The sequence below is a fragment of the Oleidesulfovibrio alaskensis DSM 16109 genome (assembly GCF_000482745.1).
Lineage (GTDB): Bacteria > Desulfobacterota > Desulfovibrionia > Desulfovibrionales > Desulfovibrionaceae > Oleidesulfovibrio > Oleidesulfovibrio alaskensis.
The window spans coordinates 340096-353673 of the sequence record NZ_AXWQ01000004.1 but is presented as its reverse complement, the minus strand read 5'-3'; the positions used below and the strand labels follow the sequence as shown (position 1 = coordinate 353673).

At 60.4% G+C, this 13578-nt stretch carries 12 protein-coding genes; all 12 read right to left on the bottom strand.

Annotated elements, in window-relative coordinates:
- Positions 1 to 48 precede the first annotated feature (48 nt).
- The 12 genes from H586_RS17780 to cpaB all read right to left on the bottom strand — a co-directional run bounded on the left by H586_RS17780 (position 49) and on the right by cpaB (position 13575).
- Positions 49 to 2346, bottom strand: coding sequence for a hybrid sensor histidine kinase/response regulator (locus H586_RS17780; protein ID WP_034618453.1), 2298 nt, complete (start codon positions 2344 to 2346; stop codon positions 49 to 51).
- 110 nt (positions 2347 to 2456) lie between these two features.
- Positions 2457 to 2948, bottom strand: coding sequence for a TadE/TadG family type IV pilus assembly protein (locus H586_RS0101855; RefSeq protein WP_011368242.1), 492 nt, complete (start codon positions 2946 to 2948; stop codon positions 2457 to 2459).
- 21 nt (positions 2949 to 2969) lie between these two features.
- The gene (locus tag H586_RS0101850; RefSeq protein WP_420835297.1) at positions 2970 to 4277 is read right to left on the bottom strand and encodes a vWA domain-containing protein; all 1308 of its coding nucleotides are present in this window, start codon (positions 4275 to 4277) and stop codon (positions 2970 to 2972) included.
- Positions 4228 to 4620: a TadE/TadG family type IV pilus assembly protein gene (locus H586_RS0101845; RefSeq protein ID WP_011368240.1), complete on the bottom strand. Its 393-nt coding sequence runs from the start codon at positions 4618 to 4620 to the stop codon at positions 4228 to 4230. The genes H586_RS0101850 and H586_RS0101845 overlap by 50 nt, the downstream gene beginning before the upstream one ends.
- Before the next feature lie 24 nt (positions 4621 to 4644).
- A complete protein-coding gene (locus tag H586_RS19805; RefSeq protein WP_051363811.1) occupies positions 4645 to 6084 on the bottom strand; it encodes an SPOR domain-containing protein in 1440 nt (479 codons plus the stop codon).
- Positions 6085 to 6095: 11 nt separating this feature from the next.
- The gene (locus tag H586_RS0101835; protein WP_027181224.1) at positions 6096 to 7070 is read right to left on the bottom strand and encodes a type II secretion system F family protein; all 975 of its coding nucleotides are present in this window, start codon (positions 7068 to 7070) and stop codon (positions 6096 to 6098) included.
- A gap of 9 nt (positions 7071 to 7079) precedes the next feature.
- Positions 7080 to 8045, bottom strand: a complete 966-nt coding sequence (locus tag H586_RS0101830) for a type II secretion system F family protein (RefSeq protein WP_027181223.1) — start codon at positions 8043 to 8045, stop codon at positions 7080 to 7082.
- A gap of 24 nt (positions 8046 to 8069) precedes the next feature.
- Positions 8070 to 9752, bottom strand: a complete 1683-nt coding sequence (locus H586_RS0101825) for an ATPase, T2SS/T4P/T4SS family (RefSeq protein ID WP_027181222.1) — start codon at positions 9750 to 9752, stop codon at positions 8070 to 8072.
- A gap of 2 nt (positions 9753 to 9754) precedes the next feature.
- Positions 9755 to 10996, bottom strand: a complete 1242-nt coding sequence (locus H586_RS0101820; protein WP_027181221.1) for a CpaE/TadZ family protein — start codon at positions 10994 to 10996, stop codon at positions 9755 to 9757.
- Between the two features lie 12 nt (positions 10997 to 11008).
- Positions 11009 to 11296, bottom strand: a complete 288-nt coding sequence (locus H586_RS0101815; RefSeq protein ID WP_011368234.1) for a hypothetical protein — start codon at positions 11294 to 11296, stop codon at positions 11009 to 11011.
- Positions 11297 to 11311: 15 nt separating this feature from the next.
- Positions 11312 to 12760, bottom strand: coding sequence for a type II and III secretion system protein family protein (locus tag H586_RS0101810; protein ID WP_011368233.1), 1449 nt, complete (start codon positions 12758 to 12760; stop codon positions 11312 to 11314).
- Positions 12757 to 13575, bottom strand: a complete 819-nt coding sequence (gene cpaB / locus H586_RS0101805; RefSeq protein WP_011368232.1) for a Flp pilus assembly protein CpaB — start codon at positions 13573 to 13575, stop codon at positions 12757 to 12759. The genes H586_RS0101810 and cpaB overlap by 4 nt, the downstream gene beginning before the upstream one ends.
- Positions 13576 to 13578: the final 3 nt, after the last annotated feature.

The following is a 13578-nucleotide window of genomic DNA, read 5'->3' as shown; positions in this document are numbered from 1 at the left end:
GCTGCAGTTCCTGACCCCTGCCGTTTTTGCGGCAGGGGTTTTTTGCGGTCACAGCCCGCAGTCAAATTCAAGACATGCCAGCGCCTTTGCCAGATCGCCGCGTAATACGGGTTTGAGCAGCAGTTCGCTGATTCCGGCCTTGCGTGCGGCTTCACGCGTAAGCCCCTCGCTGAAGCCCGTGCACAGAATGACCGGCAGGTCGGGGCGCACCGCATGCAGGCGTGCCGCCAGCTCTGTTCCGGTCATGTCCGGCATGGTCTGGTCTGTAAGCACAAGGGCAAATTCCTGCGGGGCGCGGCTTACCATGTGCAGCGCCTGAGCCGGCGAATCGGCTATGCGCGGGGTGTATCCCATGCTTTGCAGCATATCGGCCATGACGCCTGCCAGCGCTTTTTCATCATCCACCACCAGCACAATGCCGCTGCCCGCGTGGCGCAGTGACCCGCCCGGTTCCGATACATTCTGTCCGTCGGTGGCAGGCAGCAGTATGGTGAAGTCTGTTCCCTGCCCGGGTACGGACGAGACAGATACCGTACCGCCGTGCGCGGTGATGATGCCGTGCACCAGCGCCAGCCCCATGCCCGTTCCTTCGTCGGGTTTTTTTGTGGTGAAAAACGGGTCAAAAATGCTGTGCAGTATCTGCGGGTCGATACCGTGCCCCGTGTCGGACACACGCAGGCGGACATACGTGCCCGCAGAGACGGAAAGAGGGCGCGCTTCTTCGGCGGTAAGCAGGGTGCTGTCCAGCGCAAGCAGCAGGTTGCCGCCCGGGCCGCGCATGGCGTGGGCTGCGTTGGCGCACAGGTTCATGACCACCTGCTGAATCTGGCTCAGGTTTGCATTGACGGGAGGCACAGTGTCTGTACGCAGGTCGATGGCAATGTTGGCCGGCAGCGAAGCCCGCAGCAGTTTGACCGTTTCCTTGACGGGGGAAACAAGGTTGAGCGGATGACGCGAAGGCTCTTCGTGTCTGCTGAAAGTAAGTATCTGATGGATGAGGTCGCGGGCGCGCCTTCCGGCAGAGAGTACGGCGTCCAGCCGCCGCTGCATGGCCGAACCTTCCGTGGTTTCATCCATGCTCATTTCAGTATAGCCCATCATCACGCCGAGGATGTTGTTGAAATCGTGAGCGATTCCGCCTGCCAGCGTGCCTATGGCCTCCATTTTCTGAGCCTGGCGCAACTGTGCTTCCAGCTGTTTGCGGCTGCTTATGTCGCGTGCCACCAGTACGGTGCCTTCCGGTTCAGCATCTGATCCGGTACCGGTGAACAGCGGCGAAAAGGTTATCAGAAAATGTCCGCCCAGCGCGGGCAGGTGCAGTTCTTCGGTATGGCTTTGTCCGCGGCTCAGCGCAGGCAGCGAGTCAAGCACAGGGCCGTGTGTGCCGCCGTCGAAAAGTGTTTTGCGGCTGTCCTGTCCCACCAGTTCGCGCGGATGGCGGCCCAGCAGCGTTCCCAGCGCCATGTTGCATCGCCTTATGTGCAGGTCGCTGTCCAGCAGGACGATTATGTCGGGTACACTGTCGAATGTTTTTTCCCACTCCTGCTTTGCCCGGACAATCATGTTTTCGACCGACTTGCGGTTGCCGATGTCTTCCACCGTGCCTTCTATGCCCGAAATTTCTCCGGCGGCCCCCCGTATGGTTCTGGCATTGACGGAAAGCCATACGCCGGAACCGTCGGGCCGTGCTGCGTGCATCTCGTATTCTGTCAGCAGGCCTTCATTCCTCAGTGCCGGCAGCAGTTCTTTTATTTCTGCGGCCGGAACATGGGGCCCCTTTTTTCCGGCATGGGCATTCAGCAGCTCTTGGGGGGAACGGTAGCCGAATATGGCGGCAAAAGCAGGATTCACCTGTACCAGCTCGCCCCACGGGCGGCAGCGGAACATGCCGACCATGGTGTTTTCGACCAGCGCGCGCCATTCTTTTTCATCATCTGCGCGTGAACGGCGGCGGGCACCTTGTCTGCGGCTCAGCACTGCCTGACTGCGCAGCCGCTGCAGGGCGGCGCCGGTATGCCAGTCCGCAGGCAGCAGCACTTCATCGGCACCGTCGTGGACGGCCTGCGCCGCGGCCTGCGGGTCGGGGGCAGGCATGACAAGGACAAAAGGAATCCCTTCGTGCACACGGCGCACGGCCGCAAGTATCTGCTGCCACGGCATGCCCGCCACATGGGGTTCGGCCAGAATGATGTCCCAGGATTCTTCGGCAAGCGCGCGGGAAAGCTCCTGAGCCGACCCCACAAGAGAATAGGCGGGGTGCAGACCGCATTCCGAAGCGCTGTGCACTATGCCGTCCGCCAGTTCTTCCGAACAGGTGACAAAAAGCAGGCTGAGCGAATGGTGCATGGTGGCGTCCTTTGTCACCGGGCAAGCGCGCGGGCGCAACCGGCGGATAATTCCGGCCGTTTCAGGCCGCATACAGGTGTTTACCGGCATGCAGGCCAGAACGGGAACGCTCACCGGCATGCCACCCATGGTTCGTTGATCATGCGTTCGATGCCCTGCACCGTTATTTCCGGTCCCAGCAGACTGCCCACTACGGGGGTTACCGGAGTGTAACGGTATTCCACCCGTACCTGAACCCTGTCGCAGGGCAGGCCTGCATCGCCTTCTATCAGGGCGTCATCTCCCGCACCGGCGGCAATGCTGCCTATGGTGACGGTGACGCTTTGCGGCGAACTGCCGGCCAGAACTCCCGTCAGTCTCCGGGCCTCCTGCACAATGCGTGCATGGCGTGTGCCGTCGTCAAAGCCCTGACCGGTCACGGCGTAGCGTGCTCCGATAAGTGCGGCTTTGTCCACCGTGGTTCTGGCAAATAGGTTATAGCCGAATTCAATGAGCCCGAAAACCATCATCAGCAGCACAGGCAGAGTAAGGGCCAGCTCCAGCGAGCTGAGTCCGCTCGTGTCGTGCCGCAGCCTGCCTGTGACAAGTCGGAATGCGTGCATGGGCAGTCTCCTTGCTGCGCGTCAGCGCAGCAGTCTCCAGCCGAGCTGACGGCCGATCAGTTTGAACACATCGTCAATGTCGTACGGTGAAGGCGCATCGAAATAGTGGTCATCGGTGCCTTCCTTGCTGGATGCGACAGCCCGCATCAGATTGCGGTCCACAGCGTCTGAAGAGCCGTACCGGATGGCGAATATTTCTATGCCGGCATCTTTGGCCAGAGCCGCTTCACTGAGCATGGCGTTGTTCAGCACGCCGCCGTCTTCGCAGTGCGAGTCCATGTCCATCATGCCGTAGTAGGCGTTGGTCCAGTAGTTGTTGGGCCGGTAATACACGGAATAGTTGCCGCCGCAGTTTCCGTCTTCGGTATCTCCGTCTGTCAGCAGGATGATCACCTTGCGCATGTCTTTGGCGGAGGAGCCTTCGGTGAAAGGCTCCTCGGGGGTCAGCACGTGGCGTGCCCATTTCAGGCCTTCTGATATGACGGTGCCGGAAGAATCACCCCGTGCATCCTGACGTCCTATGGCCTGTGTTATGGTGGCGCGGTCGGCTGTCAGACCCTGGGTAAGGGGGATGCTGGAGCAGGAGTACGGAGTCACTCTCAGCCTGTCGTTGTACGGGTAACGGTATTCGGGCTTTTTGTATTCATCCAGCAGGCCGTCCTCGTTCAGTGAGCCGTCGGCATTGCGGCAGCCGGAGGGCAGCCCGTCGACATCGGCTGGAATGCGCACTTTGCCGCGGAAGGGGACAAGGCCGATTTTAACCGATGTGGCCATGCCTTCGGGCATGATGAGATCCACCAGACGGGTAGCCGCGGCATTGGTTTCATTGATGGGCGAACCCTTCATGGAGCCGGAATTATCGATGACGAAGACGACTTCGAGGTTGTTGTACCCCGCTGAAGCCTGCGCGCGTACCGTGGAAGAGCCGATGCCCAGCGCGCCCATGAATATGGTGCCTACGGTTGCCTCGGCGTTTACCGTGACGCTGCGTTCCTCCGCCCCGGGCAGCACGGACTGCACCACGGCCTGAGGAAAATTGGCGTGCATGTATTCGTCCACAGCCGCACGTACCAGTCCCTTGTCCATGGCGGGGTCGTAGGGCAGCTGAAGACTGCCGGCCAGAGCGGCGGCATCTACCGCGGCCTGAAGTCGGCTGTGCGAAAGATACAGCATGCCCGAATCCAGCCCCAGCCCCATGATGCCCAGTATGACCGGCAACAGGACAGCCATGAGCGCGGCGGAGGCTCCTTCTGCTCCTGCCGCAAGCTGCCCGCCCAGTCTACGGCAGAGGCATGCTGGTCTGCGCAGTAAGTGTGTAAAGCGGTTCATTGGCTTCTCCCGTAATAATGTTGCTGGTAAAAACAGACTTGTACCCGTAGCGCACCTGTACGGTGACCATGGCGCCCTGTTCCGCGGCGCTGACATTTGTACTCAGGGCCTGCGGGTCAAGCGAGGTGACAAGCGAACGGACAAAAGCGTCCAGATTGTCGGTTTCGCCCGTCAGCACCACATGCCTTGCCGCAGAACGGCTGGCTTCTGTAAGTGCGGAATAGGTGCGTATGGTGTTGCCGCCTTCGACGAGCACGTACAGCAGTGCTGCCAGCACCGGTACAAGCAGGGCTACCTCGATGGCGGCAAGGCCGCGTTCATCGCGTGTGAAAGATATCGGCATGGTGGCCTCCTGTGCGGGCACCGGCTACAGTTGCTGCGCGGCGGGGGTGCCGGCAGGTATCAGCGTTGCAGGAACACGTACCGAACGCAGGTTTTCGAATGCCGCCTGCCGTACAAGCGCTGCACAGCGGGCGTCGGCTTCTTCCATGGTCTGATGGCTGCCCAGCACCACCCTGTGCCATGTGCCGTGTTGTCTGATGGCAAATGTGGCCACTCTGGCATCGAAACCCATGCTGCGCAGTTCGCCGGCACGTTGTTGTGCCTTGTGAGCGTCTTTCCACGAACTTTCATGCACGGCCCATACCTTGTCCTCAGACTGCGGTGCGGCGTTTGTCACAACGGCGGCGGGAGAGTCTGCGACGGAAACGGCACCGGCTGCGGGGGGCATGTTTGCGGTATCTGCCGCAACCGCCGGCACAGCCAAGGGCAACGCGGTGGATTGTGTCCGGTTATGCGGTGTTGCTGCGGGCTGTACGACGGGGGGCGCCGGTATCTGCCGTATGGCGGCAGGAGCGGCGGGGGCCGCGTCAAAACGGGCTGCCAGTCGGGCGCGTTTCAGGTTTTCAGCTGCACGGGCGTAGTAGCGCGGTTCAAGCTCCATGGCTTTTTCCAGATACACGACGGCCTCGCGGTGGCGGTTCTGCAGAAAAAGATAGTAGCCCAGGTTATTGTATGCGGCAGCCTCGGTGCCTGCATTGCGGAATGCTATGAGCGCTTCGTCCAGACGGTTCATTCTGCACAGGGCCAGTCCCATGTTGTTCCATGTTTTTGCCGCGGGTGCGCCAAGACTGATGGCCTGACGGAAGTGGGGGACGGCTTCGGCATCGCGGTGCAGCATGGAAAGGGTCATGCCAGCGTTATTGTGCAGCGCGGCGGATGCGGGGTAGAGCGCAAGCGCTGCCTGCAGCGCTTGCAGCGCCTGTGTATGTTCTCCCCGGTAGTTTCTGATGGCGGCTATGAACGCATGACTGTTTTCCAGTCCGGCATCCAGACTCACCGCTTTGGTGAACATATCCAGTGCTTCTTCCATCAGCCCTGCGGTGAAAAAAATGGCTCCGCTGGCTTCATGCGCCTTTGCATGGTCAGGCTCCAGTGCCAGTACCGCTTCCATTTCCTGCATGGCTTCCTGCTGCATGCCCCGGCTGTGCAGCAGCAGACCGCGCTGATAACGGGCCTGAGTCAGCGCGGGGTCAAGCGACGCGGCGCGACTGAACTGTTCAAAAGCCAGCTCGTCTCTTTCCTGCTGCAGAAAGCGGAGTCCGCGTGCCAGATGCTCACGTGCTTCAGCGCTGTTGTCATGGTTGTTCCGCGTGTCCTGCCCGGTTTCTTCTGCCAGCAGGGGCTGTCCGCTGTGATAACGCTGCATGAGCGAAAAACGGCCGGAGTTGTTTTCTTTTCCCTGAGCGCAGCCGCCCAGCAGTATGGCAGCCGCGGCAATTGAAAATATGTATGCAAGGCGGTTCATGGTGTCCTCTCCTATTCCATTTGTGAAAAGACCTGCATCAGACGGATGCCCGCAGGCCCCATGATGGCGACAAAAAGAGCCGGAAGTATGCAGAATACGAGAGGGAAAAGCAGTTTGACAGGCATCTTGGCGGCGATTTCCTCGGCTCTTTGAAAGCGCGTGGTGCGCATGGTGTCGGAATAGACGCGCAGCGTGTGTGCGATGCTGGTGCCGAATGCATCGGCCTGAATAATCAGGGTAACCAGACTGTTCACATCTTCCAGACCTACGCGGTGCGCCAGATTCTTCAGTGATTCCGATCTGGTTTTTCCGGCCCGCAGCTCACTGACCAGCATGGAAAGCTCTTCACCCAGCACAGGGCTGGAGAGCGACAGCTCACGGGCGACACGCCCTATGGCCTGATCAAGCCCCATGCCCGCTTCGACGCAGACCACAAGGAGGTCAAGCGCATCGGGCAGACTGTCTTCCATCTGGCGGCGGCGGGTGCGTACTTTGGATGATACCCATGCATCCGGCAGATACAGTCCCAGAACAGCAGGGCAGATAAAGAGCAGCGCCAGCATGCCGGCGGGAATGGTTTCACCGGCGGCAAGCCGTATCAGCAGTCCGCATGTCAGTCCCAGCAGCATGCATCCCGCCTTGGCGCCCCAGAGTATCAGCGGGGCTTTGCGGCTGCGGTATCCTGCCCGCACGAGGGCGAGGTTGGTCTGTCCCATCTGTTCTTCATTTCTGGGGGCAAGACGTTCACCTATGGTGCTCATGAGGTCGTTCAGCTTTGCGGTCAGCTGCCGCCGTCCCTGCTGTGTTTCCGCCGCAGGCTGCATGCCGGAGATGCGGGTCGGACTGATGTGATGCCGGACGCGGCGCTGCAGCTGTTTTGCCCGCTGTCTGCCGTTCAGCAGCCCGCGCAGTCCGAAAAAGGCCAGCATGACAGAGGCGGAAGCGAGAGCCGCCACAAGCAGCGGAAGCATGTTCTGTATGTTCATGGCTGCCTCCTATACCCGTATGGTGGTCAGTTTTTTCAGCGCCAGCGCGCCCGCAGTCATAAGAAAGAGCGAACCGTTCAACAGCATGTTGCCTTCCGGTGTGGTGTACAGCGCGCTCATGAAATCGGGGTTGAGCAGGTGGATGATGAACCCTATGCCGAAAGGCAGGGCAAACAGTATCCATGCGGTCAGCCTGCCTTCTGCCGAAAGCACCTTTACTCTGCCGTGCAGTTTGAAGCGTTCGCGCAGCAGCAGGGCGATGCCGGAAACGATTTCCGCCAGATTGCCTCCGGTTTCGCGCTGGATGTTTACAGAAACCACAAAGAACCGCAGGTCGGCGCAGTCCACGCGCCGGGTCATGGCGTGCAGCGCGGCATCCGGAGACACTCCGAAGTTGATTTCATCAAGCGTGATCTGAAATTCCGGTCCTACCGGATCGGCGAATTCATCGGCCACCATGCGCATGCCCTGCGGAAAGGCATGGCCGGCTTTCAATGCGCGGGCAATAAGGTCCAGCGCATCGGGCAGCTGTCTGTGAAATCTGTTCATGCGTCGTGTGCGGCGGGAAAGAATCCACGCAAAGGGCAGATAACCGGCGGCAAACGGGGTGACGGCACAAAGCCAGAAATTGTCAGTGAGCAGACGTATGAAGGCGAAGCCCGCAGCGGCCAGAGTGACGGCTGCCAGAATGATGACCCCCACGTTTATGTCGGTCTTGCCCTGTTCGAGAATAAGATCGAGCCTGCGCATGACAGAACGTCCTGACAGAACTTTGTCCAGCCACTGCATGCCCGACATGGCTCTGCGGCGTTCTATGTCTGCGGGGGGGGCTGTTTCGTGCCGGACTGCCAGCGCCGTCAGACGGCGGCTCACACGCGCTTTTGCCTCGTGTCTGCGCGCGGACAGCAGGTTTCCGGTACCCAGCACCAGAATAAAGCAGGCGGCTACCGCCAGCAGCGTGGCTATGAGAATCATGCGGTTTCTCCTGTTCAGGCGGTGTCACGCCTGTTCCATGCCTTTTTCAAACAGGGTTCCGTCCAGCGGAATGCCCGCCGCGGCAAGCCGCGAGGCGAATCTTGGTCTGATACCGGCACCGGCAAAGCTGCCTGTGACCTTGCCGTCCTGCCCCACCCCGGTCTGCCGGAAGGAGAATATTTCCTGCATGGTCACGGCCTCTCCTTCCATACCGGTTATTTCTGTCAGACTGGTCAGTTTGCGCGAACCGTCGGAAAGCCGCGAAACCTGCACAATGACGTCAACGGCGGAAGTGATATAGCGTTTAAGGGACAGCGTGCTGATGTTCAGCCCCGACATGGCCACCATGGTTTCAAGACGCATCAGGCAGTCACGCGGGCTGTTGGCGTGGATTGTGGTCAGTGAACCGTCATGACCGGTGTTCATGGCCTGCAGCATGTCCAGCACTTCGGCGGAACGCACTTCGCCCACGATGATTCTGTCCGGACGCATCCGCAGGCAGTTTTTCACCAGATCACGGGCCGTTATTTCGCCGTGGCCTTCTATGTTTGCCGGTCTTGTTTCCAGCCTGACCACGTGCTCCTGTTTCAGCTGCAGTTCCGCAGCGTCTTCAATGGTCACAATGCGTTCGTCGTGGGGCACAAAGCGCGACAGGCAGTTGAGCATGGTTGTTTTGCCCGATCCGGTGCCGCCGGAGACAATGATGTTCAGCCGGGCTTTAACTATACCGCGCAGCACTTCGCCCATTTCCGGGGTCAGTGCCTTGAAGCGTATCAGGTCGTCCAGTTCCAGCGGGTCCTTGGAAAAACGGCGTATGGAGAGGCTGGGGCCGTCCAGCGCCAGCGGGGGGATTATGGCGTTGACTCGTGAGCCGTCAGCAAGACGGGCGTCCACCATGGGCGATGATTCGTCCACGCGCCGCCCGATGCGTGAAACAATGCGGTCGATGATCTGCCGCAGATGTTCGTCATCGTGAAAACGTACACCCGCCTTGTGCAGCTTGCCCCCGCGCTCCACATATACCTGCCGGTAATTGTTCACCAGAATATCCGAAACAGAAGGGTCGGCCAGCAGAGGCTCCAGCGGGCCGAGGCCCAGTATTTCATGCTGTATTTCCTCGGCTACGCGTCGGCGCTCCTGACTGTTGAGCGGAATTTGCCGGTATTCTTCATGCAGTACCTTTTCCACCAGCCGGCGGATTTCAGTACCCAGTACCTCCGGATTGAGGTGTTCGGCCGCACTGATGTCCATAAGCTCCAGCACGCGGGCATGCACACGGGCTTTGGCTTCGTAATAGTCTTCTTCCTGCGGGGCGGCGCAGGACACAGTGCTGTTGCCGGACCGTGCAGGCCGGAAAGCCTGCTGGCGCATGGCAGTACGTGCAGCACCGGAAGAGGCGGGAGCCGGTACGTCTGCGTCCGGCGGAGACTGCAAAGCTCCGGTGTGCTCTGCCGGTGCCGCCGGCTGTCGTGCATGTGCCGGTGCGGATGCGTGCCGCATGTCCGGCGGATGCGTTCCGGCGGGCGCAGAGACCGTTCCGGTTGTTTCAGCGTGAGCGGAATCCGTATGCGGTGTCCGGGGCGTGGCAGGTTGCGGACTGCGGCGGAAAGCCTGTTCCAGCGCGTCGTCTTCGCTGCGGACGGGGACTCCGGACAAAGGCGCCGGCGTGCGCCGGGTGGAGCGCATGAGTCGTTCTGCCAGTTTCATGGTCAGCTCTCCGCGGTCTGAAGGTTGCCGGACAAAGGCGCGTCCTGTGTTGTCCGCACGCGGGAAGGACGACGCGGCATGAATCTGGCCAGCAGGCTTCTGGGGCGCATGGAACCGGTATCAGCCGGAGAGGCCTGAGGCATGAGTATGTCTGCCAGTGCGGTCAGCGATTTTGCCGCGGGCGAACGCGGGTGCGCATCGCACAGGGCCACACCCTGATTGACCGCGGAGACGGCCGCTTCGTAGTCATTTTCAATAAGGCAGCAGGCTTTGCGTTCCAGCAGGGTTTCGGCTTCTTCCTGCGACAGTCCGCTTCCTGCGGCATGCCTGTTGATGACCAGACGGATTTTACCGTCCAGATCCGGAGCCGTCTGTGCAATGCTGTTGAGCAGCCTGCGGGCTCCGGCCAGCGCCGGCAGTGACAGTTCTGAAACCAGAAGCACCTCGTCCGCTTCGTGCATGGATACGAGAGCCAGTTCATCGGCATACGGACCGCCGTCGATAAGCACGGCGTCATGGCGGGTGCGCAGCAGGCGCAGAATACTTCTTACGCTGCGCTCGCTCAGTGTTTCGGGCGCATCGTTTTCATCCGGCGCGGCCAGTATTTCCAGCCCGCTTTCGTGCCGTTCCATAAGACTCTGCAGATACATATGATCCAGTCTGTGCAGTTCACGCGCCGCATCTGCCCATGTGCGCGCGTATTGCATGTCCAGAAAAAGCGGAACCTCGCCCTGCGGCAGGCGCATATCCATCACCGCGGTGCTGCGGCCGTTCCGCGCGCTGTTCACGCCCAGATTGACCGTAACCGTCGTGGCACCGCTGCCGCTTTTTGCGCCCAGCACATGGATGATGCGTCCCTGACGCTGTACAGCAGGCTGCGGTGCGGTTTCGGTTTCACGCATGCGCGCGGCGTATCCTTCCAGCGCCGCGGCAATGTTGTCGCTGCTGAAAGGTTGTTCCAGAAAGCCGGTGACACCGGCGCGCATGGCGCGGATGATGACATCGGGGTCTTTGCGCGGAGCGGTGATGAACACTTCGCCCACACGCGGGTCGGCCGCCAGCGCCACAATGGCGTCAAAGTCATCCTGCGGGGTGCCGCCCAGTTCCACTATGACCAGCCCCATGTCTTCGGATACGCCCGGAGTGGCAAGATGAAAGTGCTTCTGGTGCGCAATGAGGCGCGAAAGCTCTTCTTCGGTATGCAGGTTTCTGGTCAGCAGACAGACCGGATAGGTGGAAGCCATGATTTCCTCCGGCTATTTGGGACCGTTCAGATTAAGGTTGATGCCGGACGCCTTTTGCGCGGGCTGTTCGGGGGTGCGGTACAGGCCGATGGTTTCTTCTGCCAGCACGCCGTCCATGGCGGCCGGTGCATAGCCTGTTTCCGGCGCGGGGCAGGCCCGCTGTGCCTGCTGCTGCTGGCGGAATGAAGAACCGGTCTGTTGCACCCACTCGGGTATGGGCCGCTGCGTGCCCGGGGCGCCTGCATTGGTGCATCCGGCCAGCGCTGCCAGTATTAAGGTGGCAATGATGTATCTGCTCATGTTGTTTCTCCGCAGTTACCGCAGTCTGAGCACGTGGCCGAACTCGCCTTCCATGCCGGACGGCGGATTGCCGTCTGAGGACTGAACATCGCCGGAGCCCCGCATGGCGGCAGGGGCCGCGGCAGGAGCATCGCCTTCCATTTTTCCCTGAATGAAAAATTCATATTCCGTGGGTTCGCGAAAGCCGTCTGTGGGCAGGGTCTGTGCGGTCATATCCAGCGGTTTGGCCAGCCGCGGGGTTATGATGATCACGAGCTCGGTTTCATTTTTCTGCCAGCTGGAAGAACGGAACAGGGTTCCCAGTACGGGAATGTCGCCCAGTCCGGGGTATTTTTTTATGGTTTCGCGGACTTCATCGCGCAGCAGACCGGCAATGGCAAAGCTCTGACCGTCGCCCAGCTCCACCGTGGTGGAGGCCCGCCTGCTGCTGATGCCGGGAATGGAGAAACCGTTGATCTGGATGACGTTGGCATAATCAAGCTCGGAGACTTCCGGCTCAACCTTGAGGCTTATCTGGCGCGGCGAAAGTACCGTGGGCGTGAAATCCAGCGTTACGCCGTATTCTTTGAATTCGATGGCCACGGTGCCCAGCCCCTGCGGTACAGGTATGGGTATCTCGCCGCCGGCAAGAAAACTGGCATGCTCACCGCTCCGGCAGACCAGCGTGGGCTCGGCCAGTACTTTTACAAGGCCGTTTTCCTTGAGCACATCCAGAAAGCCGGTCAGTGTCATGCCGCCTACAGGTGCCTGAAACACGCCGGTATTGTTAGGGCTCAGCACAGCGGCGGTGCGGCCCACACCTATGGTTCCGTCCTGATTGTCAAGTGTGAACAGCTGGTTGAGCATGGTAAAGGCAAAACTGTTGCCCCACGCGGCAGCCAGATCAATGCCCAGACGCTGCATGACGGAGCGGCGCATTTCAGCGACTTTCACTTCAAGCATTATCTGATGCATTCCGCCGACTTTCATGAGGTTGGTCACTTTGTCGGGGGCGTACATACGGGCCATGTCCATGGCTGTGGCAATATGCGCGGGGCTGCTTACCGTGCCTGCCAGAGTTATGGATTCACCTACCGTCATGACCATTATGTCTTTTTCCGACGGCAGCAGCTTGTGCAGCATTTCCTTCAGGCGGGCGATATCCGGTGAAACCTGAATATCGAATACATGGGACACCGCACCGGCAGCGTTCCACAGCGTGAGTGTGGTGCCGCCCGGCTTTACGCCGGTTACGTAGACCTGTGTGGGAGAGAGCACCAGTACTTGTGCCACCTCCGGCGCAGCCACTGAAACCCTCCGGACAGGGGATGCGGTTTCAAGAACGACCGATTTGCCGGCGGCCAGCTGCACTGCGGCGGGCACTATGGCCGCCTGCGCGCATACGGCGCTCAGCAGCACCGCAGCCAGTACCGGAAAATGGCGGAAACATACCAGAAGCGTTGTGGCTTTGTTGAAAGCAGTCATTGCCTGAACCTCAGTGTTGAGCGCTGTGTTCCGCTGATGACTTCCACAGAAGCGGCGGCACGCGCTTTGCTGGCGGGCGCGGCTGCAGGACGCAGCATGGAAAGCGCATGGGGGACGTCCGTACCGGCTGTTTTGACGGAATCAGTATCTGCCGGATTGCGCAGGGAAAAGTGTACCTCTCCGCGGGAAGCAGCCAGAGAGAGCACTTCCACCTCGCGGGGCAGCATTTCCAGCGTATAGATGTCCACCGGTGATGTGGCGGTGTCGTCGCCCTGCTGTTCCAGTTCGGTGCCGGTGGCCAGTACGCGGATGTTCTCCAGTACGGTTTTGGTCACGGCCTTGTCTTGGGGGCGCCTGTTGTCATCTATGGTCACCAGTACGTCCACATGGTTTCCGGGGCGGATGAATCCGGCCATACCCAGAACATTGTTGCCCTTTACCGCCACCGCCCGTTTGCCGGGGCTGATCATGGTGCTGACGCCGCCGTAACGGACGGTGTCTTCCACCAGCCGCGCGGGAGTGATGGGTTCGCCGGCTGTCACGGCGGAAGCGAGCACTCTGCCCGTAAGCTCATCTGCGGAGGAAAAGGCCCCCGCGGGGGCGGTCTGCAGCAGAAATTCGGCCATGGTGATCTGTTCGGCACGTATTCTTGTGCCTTTGGTCATATCAGCTGCCGCCACGGCCAGCATGACGCTGGCGACTTTGGGGGGCTGTGCCGTGCGGGCGGGGGCCTGCATCATGCGGAAGACGAGTGCTCCGGCCCCAAGTGCCAGCACCAGCGCTACAGCAATCTGGATGAGTGATGATTTTTTCATGCC